General features: G+C 52.6%; 23 protein-coding genes. 7 read left to right on the top strand and 16 right to left on the bottom strand.

The features are described from left to right. Positions 1 to 41: 41 nt before the first annotated feature. From EHSB41UT_RS13110 to mnmA, 3 genes are all read right to left on the bottom strand, one after another. On the bottom strand, positions 42 to 1,514 hold the full coding sequence (locus EHSB41UT_RS13110) for an ankyrin repeat domain-containing protein (RefSeq protein ID WP_087110520.1): 1,473 nt from the start codon (positions 1,512 to 1,514) through the stop codon (positions 42 to 44). A gap of 136 nt (positions 1,515 to 1,650) precedes the next feature. Continuing rightward, a complete protein-coding gene (hflD, locus tag EHSB41UT_RS13105; RefSeq protein ID WP_242667307.1) occupies positions 1,651 to 2,277 on the bottom strand; it encodes a high frequency lysogenization protein HflD in 627 nt (208 codons plus the stop codon). A gap of 76 nt (positions 2,278 to 2,353) precedes the next feature. After that, complete coding sequence (gene mnmA, locus EHSB41UT_RS13100) at positions 2,354 to 3,502, bottom strand: tRNA 2-thiouridine(34) synthase MnmA (protein WP_087110516.1); 1,149 nt, start codon at positions 3,500 to 3,502, stop codon at positions 2,354 to 2,356. A 386-nt stretch (positions 3,503 to 3,888) separates the two neighbouring features. Here mnmA and icd point away from each other — a divergent pair, with 386 nt between their 5' ends. Next, complete coding sequence (icd, locus tag EHSB41UT_RS13095) at positions 3,889 to 5,145, top strand: NADP-dependent isocitrate dehydrogenase (RefSeq protein WP_087110514.1); 1,257 nt, start codon at positions 3,889 to 3,891, stop codon at positions 5,143 to 5,145. 153 nt (positions 5,146 to 5,298) lie between these two features. On the opposite strand, the gene EHSB41UT_RS13090 is transcribed toward icd, so the two are convergent. Beyond that, complete coding sequence (locus EHSB41UT_RS13090) at positions 5,299 to 5,574, bottom strand: cold-shock protein (protein WP_087110512.1); 276 nt, start codon at positions 5,572 to 5,574, stop codon at positions 5,299 to 5,301. 197 nt (positions 5,575 to 5,771) lie between these two features. Here EHSB41UT_RS13090 and clpS point away from each other — a divergent pair, with 197 nt between their 5' ends. Then, positions 5,772 to 6,134 (top strand): ATP-dependent Clp protease adapter ClpS, encoded by a 363-nt coding sequence (gene clpS / locus EHSB41UT_RS13085; RefSeq protein WP_087110510.1) that lies wholly within the window; start codon positions 5,772 to 5,774, stop codon positions 6,132 to 6,134. Positions 6,135 to 6,153: 19 nt separating this feature from the next. Further along, on the top strand, positions 6,154 to 8,439 hold the full coding sequence (gene clpA / locus EHSB41UT_RS13080) for an ATP-dependent Clp protease ATP-binding subunit ClpA (protein ID WP_087110508.1): 2,286 nt from the start codon (positions 6,154 to 6,156) through the stop codon (positions 8,437 to 8,439). Between the two features lie 173 nt (positions 8,440 to 8,612). Here the strand turns inward: clpA and infA are convergent, their stop codons facing one another. From infA to aat, 3 genes are all read right to left on the bottom strand, one after another. Beyond that, positions 8,613 to 8,831: a translation initiation factor IF-1 gene (gene infA / locus EHSB41UT_RS13075; protein ID WP_087110506.1), complete on the bottom strand. Its 219-nt coding sequence runs from the start codon at positions 8,829 to 8,831 to the stop codon at positions 8,613 to 8,615. A gap of 142 nt (positions 8,832 to 8,973) precedes the next feature. Beyond that, on the bottom strand, positions 8,974 to 9,681 hold the full coding sequence (locus tag EHSB41UT_RS13070) for an arginyltransferase (protein ID WP_165767257.1): 708 nt from the start codon (positions 9,679 to 9,681) through the stop codon (positions 8,974 to 8,976). Further along, positions 9,674 to 10,384 carry a leucyl/phenylalanyl-tRNA--protein transferase gene (gene aat, locus EHSB41UT_RS13065; RefSeq protein ID WP_087110502.1) on the bottom strand — a complete coding sequence of 237 codons (711 nt, stop codon included), beginning with the start codon at positions 10,382 to 10,384 and terminating at the stop codon, positions 9,674 to 9,676. Before aat ends, EHSB41UT_RS13070 begins: the two co-directional genes overlap by 8 nt. A gap of 155 nt (positions 10,385 to 10,539) precedes the next feature. Between aat and EHSB41UT_RS13060 the strand changes: the two genes are divergently transcribed. Then, positions 10,540 to 11,112 carry a hypothetical protein gene (locus EHSB41UT_RS13060; protein WP_087110500.1) on the top strand — a complete coding sequence of 191 codons (573 nt, stop codon included), beginning with the start codon at positions 10,540 to 10,542 and terminating at the stop codon, positions 11,110 to 11,112. A gap of 12 nt (positions 11,113 to 11,124) precedes the next feature. On the opposite strand, the gene EHSB41UT_RS13055 is transcribed toward EHSB41UT_RS13060, so the two are convergent. The 8 genes from EHSB41UT_RS13055 to xthA all read right to left on the bottom strand — a co-directional run bounded on the left by EHSB41UT_RS13055 (position 11,125) and on the right by xthA (position 21,114). Then, the gene (locus tag EHSB41UT_RS13055; RefSeq protein WP_087110499.1) at positions 11,125 to 13,083 is read right to left on the bottom strand and encodes an acetoacetate--CoA ligase; all 1,959 of its coding nucleotides are present in this window, start codon (positions 13,081 to 13,083) and stop codon (positions 11,125 to 11,127) included. Between the two features lie 69 nt (positions 13,084 to 13,152). Then, entirely contained in the window at positions 13,153 to 14,058 is a 906-nt protein-coding gene (locus EHSB41UT_RS13050) for a hydroxymethylglutaryl-CoA lyase (protein WP_087110622.1), read from the bottom strand. Position 14,059: 1 nt separating this feature from the next. Then, a complete protein-coding gene (locus tag EHSB41UT_RS13045; protein WP_242667306.1) occupies positions 14,060 to 16,093 on the bottom strand; it encodes an acetyl/propionyl/methylcrotonyl-CoA carboxylase subunit alpha in 2,034 nt (677 codons plus the stop codon). A gap of 11 nt (positions 16,094 to 16,104) precedes the next feature. After that, the gene (locus EHSB41UT_RS13040; protein WP_087110497.1) at positions 16,105 to 16,902 is read right to left on the bottom strand and encodes an enoyl-CoA hydratase-related protein; all 798 of its coding nucleotides are present in this window, start codon (positions 16,900 to 16,902) and stop codon (positions 16,105 to 16,107) included. Positions 16,903 to 16,916: 14 nt separating this feature from the next. After that, positions 16,917 to 18,524: a carboxyl transferase domain-containing protein gene (locus tag EHSB41UT_RS13035; RefSeq protein WP_087110495.1), complete on the bottom strand. Its 1,608-nt coding sequence runs from the start codon at positions 18,522 to 18,524 to the stop codon at positions 16,917 to 16,919. A gap of 56 nt (positions 18,525 to 18,580) precedes the next feature. Continuing rightward, a complete protein-coding gene (locus EHSB41UT_RS13030) occupies positions 18,581 to 19,747 on the bottom strand; it encodes an isovaleryl-CoA dehydrogenase (protein ID WP_087110493.1) in 1,167 nt (388 codons plus the stop codon). Positions 19,748 to 19,750: 3 nt separating this feature from the next. Next, positions 19,751 to 20,161, bottom strand: coding sequence for a MerR family transcriptional regulator (locus tag EHSB41UT_RS13025; RefSeq protein WP_087110491.1), 411 nt, complete (start codon positions 20,159 to 20,161; stop codon positions 19,751 to 19,753). A gap of 146 nt (positions 20,162 to 20,307) precedes the next feature. Further along, on the bottom strand, positions 20,308 to 21,114 hold the full coding sequence (gene xthA, locus EHSB41UT_RS13020; RefSeq protein ID WP_087110489.1) for an exodeoxyribonuclease III: 807 nt from the start codon (positions 21,112 to 21,114) through the stop codon (positions 20,308 to 20,310). A gap of 187 nt (positions 21,115 to 21,301) precedes the next feature. Between xthA and EHSB41UT_RS13015 the strand changes: the two genes are divergently transcribed. Continuing rightward, positions 21,302 to 21,946 carry a GNAT family N-acetyltransferase gene (locus EHSB41UT_RS13015; protein ID WP_087110488.1) on the top strand — a complete coding sequence of 215 codons (645 nt, stop codon included), beginning with the start codon at positions 21,302 to 21,304 and terminating at the stop codon, positions 21,944 to 21,946. A gap of 10 nt (positions 21,947 to 21,956) precedes the next feature. Here EHSB41UT_RS13015 and EHSB41UT_RS13010 read toward each other — a convergent pair whose 3' ends face one another. Next, positions 21,957 to 22,583 carry a hypothetical protein gene (locus EHSB41UT_RS13010; RefSeq protein WP_133060506.1) on the bottom strand — a complete coding sequence of 209 codons (627 nt, stop codon included), beginning with the start codon at positions 22,581 to 22,583 and terminating at the stop codon, positions 21,957 to 21,959. A gap of 496 nt (positions 22,584 to 23,079) precedes the next feature. Between EHSB41UT_RS13010 and EHSB41UT_RS13005 the strand changes: the two genes are divergently transcribed. Next, on the top strand, positions 23,080 to 23,409 hold the full coding sequence (locus tag EHSB41UT_RS13005) for a MarR family winged helix-turn-helix transcriptional regulator (RefSeq protein ID WP_087110484.1): 330 nt from the start codon (positions 23,080 to 23,082) through the stop codon (positions 23,407 to 23,409). Between the two features lie 150 nt (positions 23,410 to 23,559). Next, the gene (locus EHSB41UT_RS13000; protein ID WP_087110482.1) at positions 23,560 to 23,751 is read left to right on the top strand and encodes a type II toxin-antitoxin system RelB/DinJ family antitoxin; all 192 of its coding nucleotides are present in this window, start codon (positions 23,560 to 23,562) and stop codon (positions 23,749 to 23,751) included. Positions 23,752 to 23,769 lie beyond the last annotated feature (18 nt).

Raw genomic sequence — 23,769 nt, 5'->3', positions numbered from 1 at the left:
ATTCTCCGGCTCGATAGGACTGGGTATTATTATCAGGTTGTTTAAGAGCTCATCTCATCGGTTAAACGGGCGATAGCTGCACCGGTCCTCAGAATCTGCTGGCATGGCTCTGTTGAGAAACCCCGGTTGGTAATATCTGCTTTATCTCTCAGGGAGGAATAGGTTTCAACCAGAGCTGCATACTCCGGGCAGTTATCCCGATAATATTTATCCTGGCTCTGCAGTGTTTGCAGGGCATCAGCGCTGAGAGGCAGGCGATGATCAGCATAGATAAGTGGGATAATTTGATGCTGTAGTCCGGCTTCGGCGGTCATCTCGATAGCGCTACTGACATATGTACCGACTCTCTTATCAAGAGCCAGATCCAGCATTACGGGTACTTCGCGGCACTCATCTTCTTCACGAAGCTTTTTTATTGCCATGCATCGCAGTGCATTATGGGCTGCCCAATAACTGAGGGCTATGCGTGCCAGTGGCATGTCCACACATCGTTCATGGTAAATGGTGTCGGTCAGGGAGGCGCCATTATTCAGTAATACCTTAATAATCTCTGCACGTCGCGGGCGAGTGAATTTCCAACGCGTTGCTGCATCAACAGGGTAGCCTGCCAACAGTTTGAAGAGGGTTGTCTGACCATGCCAGCGAATATTAACATCCGCTCCGGCATCGAGCATGCATTGAATTCCATGATGGGATGCCCTCATTATGGCCATCTCCATAAATAATGGCTTTCTGTTCAGGATGAGCTGATCAAGGTTGATGTTGTTTGTCTTCAGGTATTCGACCAGTTGCTGGCGAAGCTCCGAACACTCATCCCATTCAGGCGATAGTAATTTAACCAGCGGAGAGTATTTAGGTAGTTCACGGTCCTGAGCCCAGAGAAGATCACAGCCTTCCTGTATAAGGATGGCAACAAGCCCTGCGTTTTTCTGCGTGACAGTTGGTGTGGCTTCCGTCAGCTCCGTTAACATATTGAGGTGGGTATCAGATGGGTCCTGGGCATACGATTTCTCGGTGGTTATCAGATCAAGAAAGGCATCATTGGTTTCCCGTAATAACTCGCGCAGGATAGTCTGGTAGAGAGGCTGAAACTCTCCCAATTTTTTTGCATGTCTGACCAGGAGCCGGAACACAGCTTCTGCATCAGGTGCATCACTCTCTTTCGCCAGTTGCAGGCTTTGTTCAAAGAAAGCTGGGGTGAGTTCTGTCTGGAATTCTAATAGGTTCAGCAGGGTATTCAGGGTAATGGTATCCCCTTGAGTAATCGCTGCCGTTGTTTTCTCAAGAAACGGAAAAGGCGGAACCTCAGTTCGTGTTATGTGCATGGTTCTGAGGAGTCTGCCAAGAAAGCTTTCGCCCTGCTGCTGGTGGGCTGCCAGTGCAGGTTCCGTGTCTGTCCCGGATGGCGCAGTGTTGCGACTGGCAAAGCTTCCCTGCTTCTGTGTCCGTTCAGTTGTGTAGGTTATACCACCTTGTGATCGTGGTGATTGTGCGACTGGCTGCGAAGTTTCCATAGTGAACCGTCCTCTCAACACAAATGTGTATTAAAACCGGTTCTTGGACATTGGCTGATGTGGGGTATTCACGGAGGGAGCCCTGACTGTCAGGCGTGCTGACCAGTCAGGGATAGGAGAGGTAAAGAAGAGTTGCTTAGAGGTTGCCTTTCAGCAAGCTGTTGCACTCGTTAAGCATGGCTTTGCGGGAGAACACCAGGTTCCAGCGACGCCCGCCGACCTGACGCCAGAGAATAGCCGAGCGAAGACCGGCCATCAGGCAGGCGCGAATTTTGTTGGCACAGGCTGCGTTTTGGAGATTTCGCAGATCACCGGTGACCTGTACGCGTGTCTTAAGAGTGCTGACGGTATCCAGATACACTCCGGCCAGATTGGCGATCAGGTTTTCATGGGTGTGACCAAAGTGATTGAGCTGACCGCGGGCGCGGTTAATACCTTCACCAATGGCTGACATCATGGCGCGATTATTACGCACCTTTTTTTCCAGATGGATCAGGGTGAGGGCATAGCGTACAGCGTCAGAACGTACTACTTCCGGATCGCGCTCCAGCAGGCCGCGTACCAGACGCAAACCATTGTGCAGGCTGTAAACATCGCCATAAACCTCGGCCACATTCTGTGGGTCGGTGACAAAAATGCTTTTGATGGCTGTTTCCAGTGTTTCTTCAGAGGTCGTTCCATTTTTGGCCACCTGTTCAACCAGGCTGCAGGCCTGAAACAAACCGGCAAGGGCCATCACTCTGTCAGTCTCGTTAAGCGTCACGCGTCAGATAATCCTGAAAATCCCGTTGGCCGGGCTTATCCATAAAGGCCAAGCCCGACTTGTAAAACCTGTTGTATCAGGCAGTTACCGTTGACTCTGCAGAACCCTCTGCAGAAAAGCCCGCAGGGAGAGTGGCATGGCGCTTTTCAATTACACCGCCACCGAGGCAGATATCACCATCGTAGAAAACCACAGACTGGCCCGGAGTCACAGCCCGCTGAGCTTCATCGAAAATCACCAGATAGCGACAGTCAGTACCACGCACCAGCGTGCAGGCCTGATCGCTCTGACGATAACGGACCTTGGCGGTCAGTCGTGCCGGCAGTTCCGGTTCACCATTGATCCAGTAGATGGTATCAGCTGACAGGGCTTTGGAGAACAGCAGCGGGTTGTCGTTGCCCTGACCGACGATCAGGACATTACGCTCCAGATCTTTCTCCAGCACATACCAGGGTTCATCACTGGCATTCTTCATACCGCCAATACCCAGACCCTGACGCTGACCGATGGTGTGGTACATCAGGCCGTGATGCTTGCCGATGACTTCACCGTCTTCGGTTTCGATATTGCCGGGCTGTGCAGGGATGTACTGCTTCAGGAAGTCCCGGAAGCGGCGCTCACCGATAAAGCAGATACCGGTACTGTCCTTTTTGTTGTGGGTGACCAGATCATGCTTCTCAGCAATGGCCCGCACTTCACTCTTTTCCAGTTCACCCACCGGGAACAGGGTTTTCGCCAGCTGTTCTTCACCAACGGCGTGCAGGAAATAGGTCTGGTCCTTGTTTGGGTCCAGACCTTTACGCATCAGGACCTTGCCGGTGCTGTCATCACGGCGGGCGTAATGACCCATGGCGATCAGGTCGGCACCCAGCATCATCGCGTAGTCGAGGAAGGCGTTGAATTTGATTTCCCGGTTGCAGAGGATGTCCGGGTTCGGGGTGCGGCCGGCGCGGTACTCTTCCAGGAAGTGTTCAAACACATTGTCCCAGTACTCGGCGGCAAAGTTGGCCTGGTGCAGTTTGATACCCAGCTTGTCACAAACCATCTGGGCGTCGGCCAGATCGTCCATGGCGGTACAGTATTCGGTGCCGTCGTCTTCTTCCCAGTTTTTCATAAACAGACCTTCCACCTGGTAGCCCTGCTGCTGGAGGAGGAGGGCGGATACAGAGGAGTCTACACCGCCGGACATACCGACAATGACACGGGTCTGGGAGTTATCAGTCATAATATCTCTGAACAATTTATCTCTAAAGAATGTATCTCTGAGCAATTGGTGCGCAGTTAGTCCATGATCTGAAAGTGATCAGCGGGAAGGCTATTGTATAGGGTTAGCAGACAGCGTCCACAAGAATAAACCGCGATGAAATACGACTCGATGGCATATTCTTGATAGGCATTTCACGCAAAAACTTGTGTAAATTTGTGTAGCTTTGCAACACGACCGATTTATTAATGGTGCTTATTACGGTATCTTTGTATCCCAAATCTGGATCGCATCGGTTAATCACTGAATTTGAATGCGATCGGAATGTAGCAAAACTACAACAATCCTGAAACAAGCCGACCATACAGAATGTCGGTACCACACATTCCAAGTGACGGAGCTAACGAATGGCATACCAGAAGATCACGGTTCCTGCCGATGGTGACAAAATCACTGTCAACGCCGATCTTTCTCTGAATGTTCCTAACCATCCCATCATCCCGTTCATCGAAGGTGACGGCATCGGAGCGGATGTTACCCCTGCCATGAAGCGCGTGGTTGATGCCGCTGTTGAGAAGTCCTATGGCAATAACCGTTCCATCGTATGGATGGAAGTTTACACCGGCGAGAAAGCCACCAAAGTATACGGCCCAGACGTCTGGATGCCGGAAGAGACTCTGGAAGCTCTGCGTGAGTACAGTGTTTCCATCAAAGGCCCACTGACTACTCCGGTAGGTGGTGGCATCCGCTCCCTGAACGTAGCCCTGCGTCAGGAGCTTGACCTGTACGCCTGTATCCGTCCGGTTCGCTGGTTCAAGGGTGTACCTAGCCCGGTAACTGCACCAGAAAAGACTGACATGGTGATCTTCCGTGAAAACTCCGAAGACATCTACGCCGGTATCGAGTGGCAGGCGGACAGTGAAGAAGCCAAGAAGCTGATCACCTTCCTGAAAGAAGAAATGGGCGTGACCAAGATCCGTTTCGACGAAGGCTGTGGTATTGGTATCAAGCCGGTTTCCAAAGAAGGTACCCAGCGTCTGGTACGCAAGGCCATCCAGCACGCTATCGACAACGACCTGCCTTCCGTGACTCTGGTTCACAAGGGCAACATCATGAAGTTCACCGAAGGTGCCTTCAAGGATTGGGGTTATGAGCTGGCGGCCGAGCGTTTCGGTGCCGAGCCTCTGGATGGCGGTCCTTGGCACAAGCTGGTGAACCCTAAGACCGGTAACGAGATCATCATCAAAGACGTGATCGCTGATGCCTTCCTGCAGCAGATCCTGATGCGTCCGGACGAGTACTCCGTTATCGCGACCCTGAACCTGAACGGTGACTACATCTCTGACGCTCTGGCTGCAGAGGTTGGTGGTATCGGTATTGCTCCTGGTGCGAACATCGGTGGCAGCGTAGCAGTCTTTGAAGCGACCCACGGCACTGCACCTAAGTATGCCGGTCAGGATAAGGTGAACCCGGGTTCCCTGATCCTGTCTGCTGAAATGATGCTGCGTCACATGGGCTGGACTGAAGCCGCTGACCTGATCATCAAGGGTATGGAAGGTGCTATCGAAGCCAAGACCGTAACTTACGACTTCGAGCGTCTGATGCCGGATGCGACCCTGCTGAAGTGCTCCGAGTTCGCAGAAGCGATCGTCGAAAACATGTAATCAGCATGGTTTGACAAAAAAAAGGAAGGCTCAGGCCTTCCTTTTTTATTGCGTTTTTATCGCTCTTTGGTTGTGCAGAAAGATGCGAGGCATAAAAAAAAGGAGTAGCGAACTACTCCCTTTTAAAAGGCATCAGAAGGACAGGTCAGTGCCTCAGCTTTCCGAATATTCCGCCGACGCAACGGGGGCAGCTTCGAGAGCTTCCGATGCACCGTCTTCCGGCAGAATGGTGATATTGATGGCGTGCAGCCCCTTGGGACCTTGAATGATTTCGTAGGTGACCTGCTGGCCCGCCTTGAGAGTCTTGTAGCCGTCCATGGTAATGGATGAGTAGTGAACAAAGAGGTCTTCCCCGTTGCCTTCTTCCCCTGGAAGAATGAACCCATACCCTTTGGCGTTATTGAACCACTTAACTTTTCCTGTTGGCATCGTAATATCCCTCTTGTACTCCTGATGCTTTCTTTTTTTTGGTGTTATTATTCTTGGGTGCTCACATCCATGAGCAGAAACTAGTTTTAGTTATGTAACAACGAGTGTCAACCTTATGTCAAGGGTAATCCTGTTAGGTTACAAGCTGACACAATTTTAATGACATTTTTAATGTTCATTCGCTGACAGAATATAAGATGAGTTTCACCACCCAAATTCGGCTATCGTTAGAAAAGGATCATCAAACAGAACAGGACGACGATGGTTCGGTTGCTGTTGCGACAGCGAAGCCCAAGCTTCAGCAACCACCCATGTATAAGGTCCTCCTGCTGAACGATGACTACACCCCTATGGATTTCGTGGTCGAGATTCTTGAGCAGTTCTTCAGAATGTCCAGGGAACGGGCGACACAGATAATGCTGACAGTACATACCCAGGGATCGGCTGTATGTGGTGTCTACACGCGGGATGTAGCCGAAACGCGTGCAGAACAGGTCAACCGATACTCGAGGGAACATCAGCATCCTCTGATGTGCAAAACGCAGAAAGTGACAGACTAAGTCTCCACCGGGTACGCAAATGCTAAATAAAGATCTCGAACAGACGCTCAATACCGCCTTCCGGGAAGCACGAAGCAAACGTCATGAATTTATGACGGTGGAACATCTGCTGCTGGCTTTGCTGGATAATACCTCCGCGGCGGACGTGCTCGAAGCCTGCGGCGCTGATATTCAACAGCTCCGCGAAGAACTCACCAAATTTATTGATTCCACCACACCTCACATTCCTGCCGGCGATGAAGAGCGGGAAACCCAGCCAACTCTGGGCTTCCAGCGGGTTCTCCAGCGGGCTGTGTTCCATGTCCAGAGCTCCGGTAAGAAAGAAGTCACCGGTGCCAATGTGCTGGTCGCTATTTTCAGTGAGCAGGAAAGCCAGGCGGTTTATTTCCTCAAACAGCAGGAAATTGCCCGGATTGATGTGGTGAATTACATCGCTCACGGCATTTCCAAGGTGCCGGGCCATCAGGCGGCTGATGTGCTCGGTCAGGAGCTGGTGGAAGAATCTGCCGACCCTGAAGGACAGGGCGGTCGTCCGCTCGACAACTACACCCTGAACCTCAACGAACAGGCTAAACTGGGCAAGATTGACCCGCTGATCGGCCGTGAGTCCGAAGTTGAGCGGGTTTCCCAGATACTGACCCGTCGTCGCAAGAACAACCCACTGCTGGTGGGCGAGGCCGGTGTCGGTAAAACCGCCATCGCCGAAGGTCTGGCCAAGCGCATTGTTGACGGTGAAGTACCGGATATTCTCAAGGATTGCACCGTTTACTCCCTTGATCTCGGTGCGTTACTGGCTGGAACCAAGTATCGCGGCGATTTTGAGAAGCGCTTCAAGCAGCTGCTGGGCGAACTTCGTCGTAAAGAAGGTGCGATCCTTTTCATTGATGAAATCCATACCATTATTGGTGCCGGTGCCGCCTCTGGCGGTGTGATGGACGCCTCTAACCTGCTCAAGCCGCTGCTGACTTCCGGTGAGCTGCGCTGTATTGGTTCCACTACCTTCCAGGAGTTCCGTGGCATCTTCGAGAAAGACCGTGCCCTGGCACGCCGCTTCCAGAAGGTGGATGTGCAGGAGCCGGGCGTTGACGATACCTTTGCCATCCTGATGGGACTCAAGCCGAAGTTTGAGGAACATCACGATATTACCTATGAGCGGGAAGCGATGAAGGCCGCTGCCGAGCTGGCGGATCGTTACATCAACGATCGTCATATGCCGGATAAGGCCATTGATGTGATTGATGAGGCTGGCGCCTACCAGCGCCTGCTGAAGCCAGAACAACGCGTCAAAACCATCGGTGTGCCGGAAGTGGAAGCGATTATTGCCAAGATGGCGCGTATTCCGCCTAAGTCCGTCTCTTCCGACGACAAGCAGCTGCTGGAAAAGCTGCCGCGTAATCTGCGTATGACCATCTTTGGTCAGGATGAAGCGATTGAAGCGCTGTCCACCAATATCCGCCTGTCCCGTGCTGGCCTCAAGCCGAACGAGAAGCCGGTGGGCTGCTTCCTGTTTGCCGGTCCGACCGGTGTTGGTAAGACCGAAGTCTGTAAGCAGCTGGCCAAATCTCTGGGTATTGAGCTGGTGCGCTTCGATATGTCCGAGTATATGGAACGTCACACCGTCTCTCGTCTGATTGGTGCACCTCCTGGCTATGTCGGCTTTGACCAGGGCGGTCTGCTGACCGAAGCCATCAACAAGACCCCACACTGCGTACTGCTGCTGGATGAGATCGAAAAGGGCCATCCGGATGTCTTTAACCTGCTGCTGCAGGTGATGGATCACGGTACCCTGACCGACAACAACGGCCGTAAGGCAGACTTCCGTAACGTAATTCTGATCATGACCACCAATGCCGGTGCCGAGATGATGAACCGTGCCTCGATTGGTTTTATCGAGCAGAACCATCAGACCGACGGTATGGAAGCGATCAAGAAGACCTTTACTCCGGAATTCCGCAACCGTCTCGACTCTGTGATTCAGTTCAATCCGCTGTCTGAAGAAGTTATCGCCAGCGTGGTTGATAAGCAGCTGACCGAGCTGCAGGCGCAGCTGGATGAACGTAAGGTTCAGATTGAGGTGAACAAAGCCGCCAGAGCCTGGCTGGCAGAGAAGGGCTACGACAAGCTGATGGGTGCACGCCCAATGGCGCGTCTGGTTCAGGATCAGGTCAAGAAGCCGCTGGCGGAAGATATTCTGTTCGGCAAGCTGATCTGCGGTGGTCTGGTGAAGATCGGTGTGAAGGGTGGGGAACTGACCTTCAAGATCGAGCCGGCGAAAGAGCCTGCACAAGAGTCAGAAGCGGAATAGCGTTCTTAAAATCTGGTTACCACGCTCTGCGTGGTAACCCATGCTTGATCAAACTCTGGTCGGTATGCGTTTCCACGGAGGACCGTGGGAACGAGAGTGCAGCAGGAACCGAAAGCTTAAGACATAAAAAAGCCCGCATACCAATGGCATGCGGGCTTTTTTTAACCTTTCGATTAACGGGCGCGGTAAACGATACGCGCCTTGTTCAGGTCGTAAGGAGTCATCTCCACACGCACCTTGTCACCGGTCAGGATGCGGATGTAGTTCTTACGCATCTTACCGGAGATGTGAGCTGTAACCACGTGGCCGTTTTCCAGCTCTACACGGAACATGGTGTTCGGCAGGGTGTCAACAACCACGCCTTCCATTTCAATGGAATCTTCTTTTGCCATTCGGCCTTTACCTCGTTAGTACGAAACTTTTTAAATAATCCCAACTCAACCGGACCCTCGGAATAACAAAGTATCCGAATGAACTGAGAATTAAAAATTTGTGCGCATTCTGCCCGAAAACCTGTCAATAGGCAAAGGCGAGTTAGGGTTGAAAATGCTGCCAATCATTGCCATTAAACATTTCCAGCGGCTGGAAAGCTGTTTTATAGCGCATTTTGCGGCAATCACTGATCCAATAACCCAGATACAGCCAGAGCCGTCCGGACTGTCTGGCTGCCTCTATCTGCTTGAGAACAGCGTAGGTGCCCAGACTGCGCCTGTGATCATCGGGATCAAAGAAACTGTAGACTGAAGCCAGAGAACGGCGGAAGTTGTCGGTTACAGCTACCCCGACCAGTTCGTGGCCTCTACGAATATTCCAGAACTGGGTAAATCCGGAATCCACGCCAAGAAAATCCTGAAACTGCCGCGCTGTTGGCGGGAACATATCACCATCGCGATGTCGCTCACTGATATAACGCCGGTACAGCCGGTAGTTTTCCAGCGTCAGCTGAGGTTCAGAGACTTCGATATGCAGATCCTGGTTACGGTTAAGGATCTTGCGCTGGGTGCGGTTGGGTTGAAAATCCTGAACATTCACCCGCACCGAGATGCAGCCATGGCATTGCGGGCAGTGGGGGCGGTAAGTATGCCGCCCACTGCGTCGGAAGCCCTGCTCAGCCATTACCTCCGCCCCTTCAACGTTAAGCAGAATGTTAGGGTCGAGAAAGACTGTTGAGGCATCCTTCCTGTCAAGATAGCTGCAGGGGTGCAGTCCGGTCTGATACAAAGGAATACGCTGATCAGCCATTGACCAGCTCCCGGGCCGTGTGCTCAACAGCACCAGGCAGATCATCACGTTCCCGTTCAGCGAGCAGTTTGATCTGATCAATAAACTCAGCGCGTTTCATCAGAAAACCACCTTGAGAAGACAGATGACTGGTCTGCATCTGGCAATCCACAAGGTCAAAACAGCCTGACTGCATAAGCGTGGCAAGAGCGGCCTTTGAGGCATTGCTGGTGTTGGAAAACATCGACTCACCAAAGAACATCCGCCCGAGGGCAACGCCATAAAGGCCGCCGCAGAGCTGATTTTGTTCATCCCAGACCTCGATCGAACAGGCATGACCGACATAATGAAAGGCCAGATAGGCCAGTACCATATCTTCAGTAATCCAGGTGCCGTCCTGGCCGTCACGACGAATACTGGCACAAGCTCGAATCACCGCTTCAAAGTCTCTGTTAGCGGTAATCGTCCAGCCGCTGCTGCGAAGGAAGCGTTTCAGCCGCCGGGAGAAGCGGAATGAGGAGGGTGTCAGCACCATGCGGGGATCAGGGGACCACCAGAGGATCGGCTGGCCCTCGTTAAACCAGGGGAAAATGCCACTCTTGTAGGCCCGGCGCAGGGTCATCGGGTCAAGGTTCCCACCGGCACACAGCAGACCATCCGGATCCTTCAGTGCCTCATCGACGGGAGGAAAAGCCGGATATTCATCATCAATCCATGGAATCACCGCCGATTACTCCTGGTTGCGCTCACTCAATCATTCCTTCCCATCATATCAGGGTGGTTAGTTTCACTGACACTTATTGTTACGGAAAAACTCCTGGGAATGAACAGGGTCTATCAACTGTCCACTCTGTTATTGGTCTTGAAGAAGGAGCTTCTATGAAAACCAATTTTTCCCTGATGGGGCTGGTATTCAGCCTTATGCTGGCCTGGGCTGGCCTCTCTCAGGCGGCATCCCCGTGGCTGAGCAATGATGCATTTTCCCGTAAGCAGCATGAAAGCGCGCAGGATATTGAGCCTTACTACTGCCGTACCCGTGATATGAGTGGTGAGTGGCACTTCGGTTATGTTGATCTGGTCACCTTATATCTCCGTGATGCGGTAGTAACGGAGCAGGGGCCGATTGTTGTGGCCGACAGACGGGAAGACATTACCCTGTGCTCCTATCTCGACAAGAACGGCATCCAGAAGGGGAGTTCCTCGTTTGAAGTGCTGGATTCGGTGCAGGTTCATCAGGTGCATGGCCCTTACGGGCTGACCAGTCAGGGTATCTATATTCGTCACCCGGAAAACCAGAAGCGCATTTGTCTGGTGATGGATGAGATGTATGACCCAATGAGTCGTGTCTATCCCGGTCAGGAGCAGGACGGCCGATGTCTGGTAGGCGACACCGGCTATCCCGATTATTACTTGCTGCGTCAGAATCGTTCGTTTCTGCCCAGCGAGCTTTAAGGCTGCAGGCATTTAGACCCTTAAAGCGTCCAGATCCTTAAAGAAAGTCAGGGTCTCCGGGTTGGCCAATGCTTCGGCATTCTTTACCGGACGGCCATGAATGATCGCCTTGACTGCCAGCTCGGTCAGCTTGCCGCTGACCGTGCGGGGCAGATCAGGGGCCTGCAATATCACTGCCGGAACATGGCGTGGAGAGGCGTGGGTACGAATCACGCTGCGTATCTGCTGCTCCAGCGCCTGATCGAGTATCAGGCCATCCCGAAGGCGAACAAACAGCACCACCCGTTCATCATTATTGAACTGTTGCCCGACAGCCAGGGATTCCAGTACGGCTTCAACCTTTTCAACCTGTCGGTAAATCTCGGCGGTGCCAATACGCACGCCGCCAGGGTTTAAAACCGCATCAGAGCGACCATGGAGAATAACACCCTGTTCCGGGGTGATTTCGCCATAGTCACCATGGGCCCAGATGTTCTGGAAACGGCTGTAATAGGCGTCGTGATAACGCTGGCTGTCAGGGTCGTTCCAGAACATCACCGGTCGGCTTGGGAATGCGGTTTGGCAGACCAGTTCTCCCGGTTGATGAAGAACGGACTGTCCTTCATCGTCATAAAAGGCCACGTTCATCCCCAGCCCCAGACACTGTAGCTGTCCTCGATATACCGGCAGGATGGGATTGCCCAACGCGAAGCAGGAAATAATATCCGTCCCGCCAGAGATTGAGGACAGCATCAAATCACGACCGATGCTCTCGTAGACAAAATCAAAGCCTTCATGGGGCAGCGGTGAACCGGTCGAGAGAATGGCGCGTAACGCCGGTAGTTTGCAAGCCTTGGCCGGCTCAAAGCCCGATTTCTGCAAAGCGGTGAGATAGCGGGCACTGGTGCCAAATACAGAGATTTGTTCCTGTTCGGCCATCTGCCAGAGCGCTTCCGGACCAGGGTGGAAGGGGGAGCCATCAAACAGTACCAGCGTGGCTCCGGTTATCAGACCAGACGCCAGCCAGTTCCACATCATCCAGCCACAGGTGGAGAAGTAGAAAAACTTTTCTCCTTCACGCAGGTCGGTATGCAGGCAAAGCTCTTTGGCATGCTGCAATAAGGTACCGCCATGGCCATGTACAATGCACTTTGGCTTTCCGGTAGTGCCGGATGAATAAAGAATGCAAAGAGGATGATCAAAGGGCAGGGGAGAGAAGCGCAGAGTAGTATCGTCGGACAGAAAGTCTGCCAGAGTTGTACTCTTCTCAATAGCGCGGATATCAAGGTCCTGTTCACCAAAAGGCACAATAACAACGCGCTCTATGGAAGGGATTTCTTCAACCAGTTCCTGAATACGCGGGCGACAATCAATGCTCTTGCCGCTGTATTGATAGCCATCCGTCGCCACCAGTATCCGGGGCTCAATCTGTCCAAACCGATCCAGCACGCCCTGACTGCCAAAGTCCGGTGAGCAGGATGACCAGACCGCGCCCAGGCTGGCTGCCGCCAGCATCATGGCAATGGTCTCCGGCATATTGGGCATAAAGCCGGCGATACGATCGCCTTCCCTTATCCCGGCTGCACGCAGACCATTGGCCGCGCGGGCGACAAGTTCCCGCAATTGATTACGGCTTAGCTCCCGGCGACTTCCATCTTCACCCCGATAAACGATAGCCGTCTGGTCTCCCTGAAAACGCAACATGGCTTCGGCGTAGTTGATTTGGGAGCCGGTAAACCAGTGCGCACCTTCCATGCTGGAAGCCTGCTCGTTATCAAAGGCGACAACCTGCTGATAGTCTGTGACGGGAAGATCGAGAAATTGAGCCAGAAACGGCCAGAACAGTTCCGGGTGCTGACAGCTCCACTGATGAAGGTCATGGTAACTGGTCAGGGATAGCCCAAACTCGCTCTGGACGGCCTCAAGACACTGTTGCATCTGTGAGCGACGAATGCTTTCAGGAGAAGGTGACCACAGTGGCTTATCCAACATATTGAGTACCGATAATTTATTTTTATTTCAAGCGGTTGGGAGATGTTCTTAATTGGCTCTACAGATGTATCACGACAATAGCGCCTGACCAACACGAGAGTCATTCCGGTAGCCGTAATCAGAAGTCAGCAGTCGTGTGGCTTCTAAAAGCTTGTCCATATCAACACCGGTTTCAATACCCAAACCGTTTAACAGATACAGCACATCCTCAGTGGCCACATTGCCAGACGCTCCCTTGGCGTAAGGGCAGCCTCCCAATCCTGCTACGGCAGAATCAATCACCCGAACACCGGCATTGAGTGCTGCGTAGATATTGGTCAGCGCCTGCCCATAGGTATCATGGAAATGTACTGCCAGTGCATCCAGTGGAATGCTGGGCTGTAACAGGTTAATCAGCTCCTGCACCCGCGCCGGGTTACCGGTACCAATGGTATCGCCAAGAGAGATCTCATAGCAGCCCATCTGGAACAGTTCGGTGGCCAGAGTAACCACATCTGTCAGTGGGATTTCCCCCTCATAGGGGCAACCCATGGTGCATGAGAGATAACCCCTGACCGGAATATTGTGTTCTTTGGCCTTATCAACCACCGGTGCAAACCGGTTGAGGCTATCAGTGATAGAGCACTGAATATTCTTGCGGGTAAAGGTTTCGCTGGCGCCAGTAAACACGGCGACTTCACCGGCTCCAGCCTGCAAAGCTGCATCCAGCCCTTTGATATTGGGGGTGAGAACACTGTAACGAACTCCAGGTACTGCCGGCAGGGCGGCCAGTACCTGGTCGGTATCCCGCATGGCCGGAACCCGCTCAGCGGAGACGAAACTGCCGGCTTCTATACGGGTCAGGCCGCTGGCCTGCAGACGACGGATCAGCTCAACCCGTTGTTCCGGAGAGAGAATCTGTTGCTGATTCTGCAATCCATCCCGCGGGCTGACTTCAACGAGTCTGACACTGTCCGGGAGTCCGTTCGCGTTCATATCAACCATCCTCCGCCGTGTTATCAAGGCTAGCTTCGGCCAGGCTCGTGTCGACAAAACTGACCAGCAACGCACCTTCTTCCACCAGGCTGTCAGCGGTGTGATGAATGTCAGCAATCACGCCAGCATGGGGGGCGCGAATGGTCTGCTCCATCTTCATGGCTTCCAGTACCAGCAATGTGTCGCCTTCATTAACCGTTTGACCGGCTTCAACCATCACCGCGACCACCCGGCCATTCATCGGCGCGGTCAGATCTTGTTCGTCATGCTCGGCGACCGAGTGATCCGGCTTGTGCAGTGGCAGTGTCAGAGCCGGGGAGACCACAGTCAGACGGCGATCATGGGAACCATAGCTGGCTTCCTGATAGATATCATGAACAACACCGTTGACCACGATCGTGTCATCGATGGTCTCAAGTGTTGTAACAGGTACCTGCTGGCCATTGATTCTGGCGCTGCATCCATTGGCACCTGACTCAACAAGTACGGTGAAGGTCTCGCCCTGATATTGCCAATGCCCATACCATTGCTTCTGTTGATGGAGACGCCAGCCGTTATACGCTTCACTCAGACCAGCATGCCTACTGTGGCTCTGTGGCGCCAGTGTTGCTGCAATCAGGGCTAGATGCTTGGCTTTGCTGTTATCGAGCAGTGTTGTCTGAAAGCGGGGAATAAAGCAGGTATCAGGTGCCTGCTGCTGAAATGCGGGCTGCTCAAGAACTTTGATCAGGAAGTCCCGGTTGGTGGACAGTCCGGTAATTCGGGTGTGTTGCAGTACCTCAAGCATACGCTGGCAGGCCTGCTCGCGATCATCGCCATGGACAACCAGCTTGGCAATCATCGGGTCATACCAGGGCGTCACTTCATCACCGGCTCGCACACCGGTTTCCACCCGCAGCCAGTTCTGTTCAGCTGGCCAGTGCAGATGTGACAGGGTGCCGGTCGCAGGGAGGAACTCACGGGCAGGCTCTTCCGCATAAAGCCGCACTTCCAGAGAGTGTCCTCTGAGCTGTAGCTGTTCCTGGGAGCAGGGCAGGGGCTGACCTTCCGTCACGCGAATCTGCCATTCCACCAGATCCTGTCCAGTAACCATTTCAGTGACGGGATGCTCAACCTGCAGGCGGGTGTTCATTTCCATAAAGTAAAACTGATCGCCATCACCGGCTGTATCCAGCAGAAACTCCACCGTACCAGCGCCGACATAGCCGATGGAACGGCCTGCGGCCAATGCGGCTTCACCCATGGTGTTGCGCAGACGGTCTGGCAAACCGGGAGCTGGAGCTTCTTCCACGACTTTTTGGTGGCGGCGCTGAATGGAGCAATCCCGGTCAAACAGGTAAACGCCCTGACCGTGCTGATCAAAGAAAATCTGCACTTCTATATGACGAGGAGCCGCCAGATACTTCTCGACCAGCATGGTGGTATCGCCAAAGGCCTTTTCCGCTTCCCGGCGGGCACTGTCCAGCGTTGACTGGAAATCGGAAGGGCTGCTGACAATCCGCATGCCCTTACCGCCACCGCCAGCTGCTGCCTTGAGCATCACCGGATAACCAATAGCATCAGCAGCTTCACTTAAGGTGCTGTCGGCCTGATCGGTACCATGGTAGCCCTTAAGCAGTGGCACACCGGCCTGTTCCATCAAGCGTTTAGCTTCGCTTTTGGATGCCATAGCTGACATAGCGGAAGACGGTGGTCCGATAAAACGAATACCGGCAGCCTCCAACGCGTTGGCAAAGTCGGCATTCTCAGAAAGGAAGCCATAGCCTGGATGTACAGCATCAGCCTGCCACTGTCTGGCGACTTCAATCACCTTATCCTGACGAAGATAGCTGTCTGCAGCAGCGGCAGGTCCAATCACAAAAACCTTGTCGGCCATCTCTGCCGCCAGGCTGGTGGCGTCCGGCTCCGAGCTGATCAGGGCTGTCTCGATGCCCAGCGTGCGGGCAGTGCGGATAACCCGGCAGGCAATTTCACCCCGGTTGGCAATGAGCAGCTTTTTTATTGGTTGATTGTTGTTGGTTGTCATAGCCGTCATAGTAGGTACCGTTATTGATGGCCGGATTCAGCAGTTATCCAGTTGGGCTTACGCTTTTCCAGAAAGGCCGCAAGCCCTTCCTGCCCTTCAGACGTGTTGCGAATATCGGCAATAAACTGGCTGGTATGTCTCATAAGTGGTTCATCAATGGGCTTTCCACTGACATCGGCAATCAACTGTTTGCACTGGCGCATGGCCTGTGGGCCATTCAGAGACAGGGTGGTAATAAGGCTTTTACCCGCCTCAACAACCTCCTCCTGCGTAGAGAAAAGCTGGTGTACGAGATTGAAATTAAGAGCCTGGCCGGCATCAAAGCGTTCTGCCGTCAGCATGTAACGGCGAGCCTGACGTTCCCCCATGGCGCGGATGACATAAGGGCTGATAACCGCTGGCACGATACCCAGTCTGACTTCACTCAGACAGAACTTGGCATCCTCGGTGGCCAGCACAATATCGCTACAGCAGATTATGCCCAAAGCCCCGCCAAATGCTGCCCCCTGAACCAGGGTCAGAACCGGTACCGGGAAGCTGTCAATCAGGTCCATCATAATCGCGAGCTTTTGTGCATCTTCGAGATTGGCCTGATGGTCCAGCTGTGCAGTGCGTTTCATCCAGCCAAGGTCGGCACCCGCGCAAAAGGTTTCCCCGTTGGCTGAAATCACCAGCACCCGAATCGATTCATCGTGACGCCATAGGCTTAGTACGCTGCTGATATCTGCGATTGTCTGGTCATCAAAGGCATTGCGCTTTTCCGGCCGATCAAGGACCAGGCGGGCAACGCCATCAGTAATGGAAGCATGAATAGCCATTTCACCGTCTCCGGTTACATACGGAACACGCCAAAGCGTGTTTCCTCGATGGGTGCATTCAAAGCTGCGGCCAGACTCAGCCCCAGTACATCACGGGTGTCTCTTGGGTCGATAATGCCGTCATCCCACAGGCGGGCACTGCCGTAAAACGGGCTGCCCATACGGTCATAATCATCAATAACCTGCTGCCGGCAATTGGCATCATCTTCCTCGGTCCAGGCTTGTCCGCGCTTGGCAGCGGCTGCGCCTTTCACCATGGTGAGTACGCCTGCGGCCTGTTCACCACCCATCACCGAGATACGGGCATTAGGCCAGCTCCACAGGAAGCGAGGGTCATAGGCTCGGCCACACATGCCATAGTTACCTGCACCAAAGCTTCCACCAATAATCACTGTCAGCTTGGGCACCTTGGCGCAGGACACGGCATTCACCAGCTTGGCTCCATGTTTGGCGATACCGCCAGCCTCGTAACGTGCGCCGACCATAAAACCGGTAATATTCTGCAGGAACACCAGCGGGATCTTGCGCTGACAGCAGAGCTCAACGAAGTGTGCCCCTTTCACGGCAGACTCCGAAAACAGAATGCCGTTATTGGCAAGAATACCGACCGGGTAACCATGGATACGGGCAAAGCCGGTGACCAGGGTTGCGCCAAAATTGGCCTTAAACTCATCAAACTCGGAATCGTCCACGATACGCCCGATCACTTCCCGAACGTCGTAGGGGGTTTTCAGACTGGCGGGGATAATGCCGAGCAACTCTTCCGGATCAAGGCGGGGAGGGCGAGACTCGGTTTTGTCTGGCAAAGGCAGCGGCGCGGTATTCAGGCGGGCTACGGCCTGACGGGCCAGCTGCAGGGCATGGTGATCATCTTCAGCAATATGATCGACAACGCCAGAGACTTTGCCATGCACATCGGCTCCACCCAGTTCTTCAGCGGTAACAACCTCACCAGTTGCCGCTTTAACCAGCGGTGGGCCGGCCAGAAAGATTGTTCCCTGATTGCGGACGATAATACTTTCATCCGCCATCGCTGGAACATAAGCACCACCGGCGGTACAGGAACCCATCACTACGGCGATCTGGGCAATCCCCTGGGCAGACATATTGGACTGGTTAAAGAAGATTCGGCCGAAATGTTCCCGGTCCGGAAAAACTTCATCCTGGCGGGGCAGGTTGGCACCACCGGAATCCACCAGATAAATACACGGCAGATGGTTTTCTGCGGCAATAGTCTGCGCTCGCAGGTGTTTCTTAACGGTGAGCGGATAATAGCTGCCGCCTTTTACCGTGGCGTCATTGGCAACAATGATGCAGGCACGGCCGCAGACCTGACCGATGCCGGCAACAGCACCAGCAGCAGGCACATCTTCACCATACACATCATGGGCTGCGAACAAGCCGACTTCCAAAAACGGAGAGCCGGGATCAAGCAGGGCATTGATACGCTCGCGCGCCAGCAGCTTGCCCCGCTCCTGATGGCGAATGCGGGCCGGTTCAGGCCCTCCGGTCTGGATGGCTTGCGCGAGGCTGATCATCTCATCAAGCAGCACTTCCATGGCCTGCCGGTTTTCGGCAAATTCCGGGGTTGTGGTGACAACCTTGCTTGAAATAACAGGCATATCTTGTTGTTTTCCTGTGCTTTCAATAAAAAGGATTGGGTTTGAAATGTTGCCGATTAATGACCGGCAAACAGTTCACGACCAATCAACATACGACGAACTTCTGATGTGCCGGCACCAATTTCATAGAGCTTGGCATCACGGAGCAGACGGCCGGCATCGTAATCATTGGTGTAACCATTGCCGCCCAGAAGCTGGATGGCATCCAGAGCCATTTGGGTGGCCTTTTCGGCACAATAGAGAATGACACCGGCGGCATCTTTACGGGTGGATTCACCACGGTCACAGGATTGCGCCACAGCATAGAGATAGGCTTTACAGGCATTCATGGTGCTGTACATATCCGCCACCTTGCCCTGAACCAGCTGGAACTCGCCAATGGCCTGACCAAACTGTTTACGTTCATGGATATAAGGCAGCACCAGATCCATACAGGCCTGCATAATGCCGGTAGGACCAGCGGAAAGCACCACGCGCTCATAGTCGAGCCCGCTCATCAGTACCTTAACGCCACCATTCAACTCACCGAGGATATTTTCCCGCGGTACCGGGGTATTCTCGAATACCAGCTCGCAGGTGTTGGAGCCGCGCATACCAAGCTTGTCCAGATGCGGAGAGCGGGAGAAGCCGGGGAAATCACGCTCAACAATAAAGGCAGTAATGCCATGAGCCTTCTTGCTTGGATCAGTTTTGGCATAGATCACATAGGTGTGGGCATCTGGGCCGTTGGTAATCCACATCTTGCTGCCATTCAGCACAAAGTGATCGCCCTTATCTTCGGCATGGAGAGTCATGCTGACCACATCGGAACCGGCACCGGTTTCACTCATGGCCAAAGCACCAACGGCTTTGCCGCTGATCAGATCTGGCAGATAGGTGCGCTTCTGGGCATCCGTACCATTCAGGGTGATCTGGTTCACACACAGGTTGGAGTGGGCGCCATAGCTCAGGCCCACGGAGGCTGAGACACGGCTGATCTCTTCCATCACCACCGCATGGGCAAGGTAGCCCATACCCAGACCGCCATACTCTTCCGGTACGGTCATGCCAAGCAGGCCCATCTCGCCGAACTTTTCCCAAAGATCCATTGGGAAGCGGTTTTCCTTATCGATATCCGCTGCCCGTGGCTGAATTTCTCCCTCACAGAACTGGCGCACTTGAGTGCGGAACATATCGATGGTTTCACCGAGTCCGAAGTTCAGTTCACTGATGGCGTAAGACATGCGTTACCCCTCTGTCGATGCAATATTTTTATTATTTTCTGCTGAACCGGCGGCTTCGAGCGCGCGGGCACAACGGGTTTCTGCTTCATCCAGCTCCAGCATCATCACCTGAATATCGTGAAGTTGCTGGGCCAGATGCGTCCGGTGGCGGTCAATCGTTTCCAGCATGGTTTCCAGCTGACGACGATTACCTGAAGATGGATCATAAAGTTCAAACAGGGTACGGGATTCTTCGAGGGTAAAGCCAAGGCGCTTGCCGCGAAGAATCAGCTTGAGGCGTACCCGGTCACTGGGACTGTAGATACGTGTCTGGCCCCGGCGTTCAGGGTTCAGCAGCCCTTGCTCTTCATAGAAACGAATAGCACGCGGGGTGACATCAAACTCTTTGGCCAGATCAGAAATGGAGTAGGGCATAACACGCTGTTTTATTGTATTTAGTCAGCAGTCTATACAATGCTTCCCTTTACGTAAACGTCAACTTGTTGATGTTTATTCGCTGCAGAGGCATAAAGCCACTGCAGCTGAAAGAGAACAATAAAGGAGGTTGTCAGAAGGAAGGGTTAGAGCTGAACCCAGACAGGGGCGTGGTCAGAAGGTTTCTCCATGCCTCGAATCTCATAGTCGACACCAGCTGCGGAGCAGTTCGCCAACAGGGGCTGGGTCACCAGGATATGATCAATACGCAGGCCGCGTTTGGGCTCTCGCTCAAAACCCTTGGACCGATAATCAAACCAGCTGAACAGGTCACTATTGTCAGGATAGAGATGACGATAGCTATCGGTCAGGCCCCAGCCCAACAGGCGCTGGTACCATTCCCGTTCTTCCGGCAGGAAGCTGCATTTGCCGGTTTTCAGCCAGCGCTTGGCATTATCTGCACCGATGCCGATATCGGTATCCTGTGGGGAGATATTGAAATCGCCCAGAACCACAACCGGATCGCTGGCACTGCACTGGCCTGTCAGATAATCCTGCAGCGCCTGATAAAACCAGGTTTTGTTGGCAAACTTCTCCGGATGCTCGCGATTCTCCCCTTGGGGGAAGTAGCCATTGATGACCTTAATAGTGGAACCCTGCCAGGGCAGATCCACCATAATCATCCGCTTCTGGCGACCTTCAGGTTCACCCGGAAAGCCTTTGATCACGGACAAAGGCTTCTCTTTCGTCAGTGTGGCGACACCATAATGGGTCTTTTGGCCATGGAAACTTACGTGATAGCCGAGAGCCGTAATCGCTTCCACCGGAAACTCTTCATCGCTGACTTTGGTTTCCTGAATCGCAATCACGTCCGGATCATGGCGGGCAATAATGGCTTCAATCTGATGCAGCCGTGTCCTGATGCTGTTGGCATTAAAGGAGACAATTCTCATTCCATCGTTCCATCTGCTTCTGTTATGGCGGCAAGTCTATAACAGAAGTGACCGATTTCAGAGAATGAGATGTAGAAGATGGATATCGGTAAGAACTCTGTGATAGCTTCAGAGCTTGTAGTAGCAAAAATAGTAGTACCAATAACAGCCGTATCAAAAACAACAATAACAAAGGCTGGGCATTACCATGACCACTCTTTTTCTGGAGCCCGAAATCTGTCAGGGCATCACCACCCGCTATCTGGACACCAACTGGACCCGGCAGGTGCGTTCCTTGCTTTACCATACCTATCGCCATGATCCGATCTTCCGACATATTCTGGAGGCTGATCGCAAAGGCTATGAACAGCGTATCCGGGCCTGCACCCGGGAATTGGCGACACTCTATTTTGCCGAGAATATGCCGGTCATCGGTCTGTTGGATGAAGAACGCCTGGTGGGTGTCGCTTTTGTCTGCAGCAGTGAGAAGGCGGAAGAGTTACTGACCCGGTTGTTCTGGCGGGTAAAAATGATCATGACTATCGGCTATCGCTGTACCGAAAACTATCTGACCTATATCCAACAGTTGCACGACACCTTGCCGGAAAGCCACAGTTATCTGTTGCCTATGGTAGGCGTCCATCCGGAGCTAAGGGAAAGGGGCTACGGGCGTCGTCTTTTAGAAGCCGTGCATGACCTGTGTGATCTGGATCAGACTGCCAGTGGCTGCACAGTGGCATTGAGTGAGGGCAACCTGCTGCCATTCTTCTCAGGACTTGGCTATATAAGAGCGGCAATAATAGAAGAGGGCGACCACACCCAGGCGATGCTGTTCAGGGAGCGGCCGCAATAACTTCGTCGTATTAGTGGCGGGAAATCTGGGCAATCAGAGTAAAACCATTGAGCAGCTGACACTCCCGATAACAGAATCGATCTGTCGTCAGATGTCGGCCGCTTAATGACAGCGTGGGCTTATTGATGGTCTGCATTCCTGCCGGATCCGGCGATTCACTCAGTAGCAAACGCTGAACGTAGAGTTCGATATTCTCCGGAGTCAGGCTTTCATAGGGAACGGAAGACAGAAACCAGTCGACATTATCCGGCGCAGGAATCACCCGGCTGATAAACTGGAGTGAGGAGTTAACCATCTCGTTGCTACGCGCTGTTAACGCCAGACTGTCCAGATTGTGAATACCGTAACCAACCAGGCTGAGACTTTCATGGTCCAGATAAATCTGATGCTCCCGAATATCCCGGATTAGTGATTTCCATTCCTCATCGGAACGCTGCTGGCTGTTATAGACCTGGCGGATCAGGGAGCCGGCGCGATGTTCTGGAAAGTGTTGCTCTGTTTCTACCCGCACCTCGGCAGGCTGGGATTCATTATGGACTGCCAGTTTGTTCCTGTTTGAGGAATAAAAGAGAAGATAGCCGGCAACGGCAAGTAGTACAGCGCTGATGGCGAGAAGGGGAAGTCCTGTTGGTGCCATATTCACCAAACTCCATGGCAAAAAAACTCGCGGATGATAATCCTGAGCTTCCTATATATAAAGCAATATATAATTTAACATAATATATATTATACGCATTTGTGTGTTGTTCGTGGATTCTACCGGGTGGAAATTGGGAGCCATGCCTAAATTAGAGATGCCAAGCCCGAATTAGAAATGTAACTGTGATTTGAGAATGATAATTAACGACTTGTTACATACGTTGTTAAGTTATTAATAATCCAATAATTAACAATTGAAATCGGCTGTTACATTTAAAGCGTTTACAAAACTATTACCTGTCGTACGACTAAAAACACATTTAATAGACAGTTATGTTTGCATATTACTTTAGAAAGTGGCTACTATTTAGCCATGCCTGAATAGCGAGCAGGATAATAAAGGGCATATGACATGGTAATTGCCTGCATGAATCAGGCTGTATCATACCTTGAACGAGTCAACGGACGACATTTGAATCAGCGAGGAAACCTCAATGACTTTAAAAGGATTGATAAAACTAACAAATATTCTGCAGGAACACCCTCTGACCATTATTCAATGGCAGATTCTACTCGTGGTTGCAGATAATCCGGGCGAAACCATTACGGATCTGGTTAATGAAGGCAAGCTGGAATGTGGAACTCCCAGTGATATTGCCGTCAGTGTGAAACGTCTTGGCGAAGGACGCCATGACCGCCCAGGCCTCGGCTTGCTGAAGAAAGTTCAGCATGAAGACGATGGCCGCTACTTCCGTCTGAGCTTGAGCCCAAAAGGCAAAAAGCTGGTCGACAAGTTGAAGCAGCAAATCAAATCTGTGAAATGACAGATGTGAGCCTGAATTCCTATCCGGGGATTCAGGCCTGTTTTTTTCAAGTTATTCTCCCCTTCTCTCCTATCCCTGCTTTTGAATCTTCCCGTGCTCAGCCATAATAGCTGTTAACGGATTTTATGAATGTAATGAGAGAGCGCTATTTTGGCCAAGCAAACGACTGTTCGCGCAAGAATTGATGAGAGTCTGAAACAAGACGCTGAAGACATACTTAAACAACTGGGGCTCAATACTTCCCAGGCCATCAATCTTTATTTCAGCCAGATTGTATTACGACGAGGCTTGCCGTTTGATGTTTCTATTCCAGATGAGGAACGCTCCTCTGACAACAAATAAACAATGGAACACCAAATT

The sequence above is a fragment of the Parendozoicomonas haliclonae genome (genome assembly GCF_900174585.1).
Classification (GTDB): domain Bacteria; phylum Pseudomonadota; class Gammaproteobacteria; order Pseudomonadales; family Endozoicomonadaceae; genus Sansalvadorimonas; species Sansalvadorimonas haliclonae.
Note: the sequence above shows the minus strand (reverse complement) of the source record. Positions and strands in the feature narration are given on the sequence as shown.

What these genes read in the sequence shown, in the direction of transcription:
- EHSB41UT_RS13110 (WP_087110520.1), bottom strand. Translation starts at nt 1,514, where the DNA reads ATGGAAACTTCGCAGCCAGTCGCACAATCACCACGATCACAAGGTGGT.
- mnmA (WP_087110516.1), bottom strand. Translation starts at nt 3,502, where the DNA reads ATGACTGATAACTCCCAGACCCGTGTCATTGTCGGTATGTCCGGCGGT.
- icd (WP_087110514.1), top strand. Translation starts at nt 3,889, where the DNA reads ATGGCATACCAGAAGATCACGGTTCCTGCCGATGGTGACAAAATCACT.
- EHSB41UT_RS13090 (WP_087110512.1), bottom strand. Translation starts at nt 5,574, where the DNA reads ATGCCAACAGGAAAAGTTAAGTGGTTCAATAACGCCAAAGGGTATGGG.
- clpS (WP_087110510.1), top strand. Translation starts at nt 5,772, where the DNA reads ATGAGTTTCACCACCCAAATTCGGCTATCGTTAGAAAAGGATCATCAA.
- clpA (WP_087110508.1), top strand. Translation starts at nt 6,154, where the DNA reads ATGCTAAATAAAGATCTCGAACAGACGCTCAATACCGCCTTCCGGGAA.
- infA (WP_087110506.1), bottom strand. Translation starts at nt 8,831, where the DNA reads ATGGCAAAAGAAGATTCCATTGAAATGGAAGGCGTGGTTGTTGACACC.
- EHSB41UT_RS13070 (WP_165767257.1), bottom strand. Translation starts at nt 9,681, where the DNA reads ATGGCTGATCAGCGTATTCCTTTGTATCAGACCGGACTGCACCCCTGC.
- EHSB41UT_RS13060 (WP_087110500.1), top strand. Translation starts at nt 10,540, where the DNA reads ATGAAAACCAATTTTTCCCTGATGGGGCTGGTATTCAGCCTTATGCTG.
- EHSB41UT_RS13055 (WP_087110499.1), bottom strand. Translation starts at nt 13,083, where the DNA reads ATGTTGGATAAGCCACTGTGGTCACCTTCTCCTGAAAGCATTCGTCGC.
- EHSB41UT_RS13050 (WP_087110622.1), bottom strand. Translation starts at nt 14,058, where the DNA reads ATGAACGCGAACGGACTCCCGGACAGTGTCAGACTCGTTGAAGTCAGC.
- EHSB41UT_RS13045 (WP_242667306.1), bottom strand. Translation starts at nt 16,093, where the DNA reads ATGACGGCTATGACAACCAACAACAATCAACCAATAAAAAAGCTGCTC.
- EHSB41UT_RS13040 (WP_087110497.1), bottom strand. Translation starts at nt 16,902, where the DNA reads ATGGCTATTCATGCTTCCATTACTGATGGCGTTGCCCGCCTGGTCCTT.
- EHSB41UT_RS13035 (WP_087110495.1), bottom strand. Translation starts at nt 18,524, where the DNA reads ATGCCTGTTATTTCAAGCAAGGTTGTCACCACAACCCCGGAATTTGCC.
- EHSB41UT_RS13030 (WP_087110493.1), bottom strand. Translation starts at nt 19,747, where the DNA reads ATGTCTTACGCCATCAGTGAACTGAACTTCGGACTCGGTGAAACCATC.
- EHSB41UT_RS13025 (WP_087110491.1), bottom strand. Translation starts at nt 20,161, where the DNA reads ATGCCCTACTCCATTTCTGATCTGGCCAAAGAGTTTGATGTCACCCCG.
- xthA (WP_087110489.1), bottom strand. Translation starts at nt 21,114, where the DNA reads ATGAGAATTGTCTCCTTTAATGCCAACAGCATCAGGACACGGCTGCAT.
- EHSB41UT_RS13015 (WP_087110488.1), top strand. Translation starts at nt 21,302, where the DNA reads ATGACCACTCTTTTTCTGGAGCCCGAAATCTGTCAGGGCATCACCACC.
- EHSB41UT_RS13010 (WP_133060506.1), bottom strand. Translation starts at nt 22,583, where the DNA reads ATGGCACCAACAGGACTTCCCCTTCTCGCCATCAGCGCTGTACTACTT.
- EHSB41UT_RS13005 (WP_087110484.1), top strand. Translation starts at nt 23,080, where the DNA reads ATGACTTTAAAAGGATTGATAAAACTAACAAATATTCTGCAGGAACAC.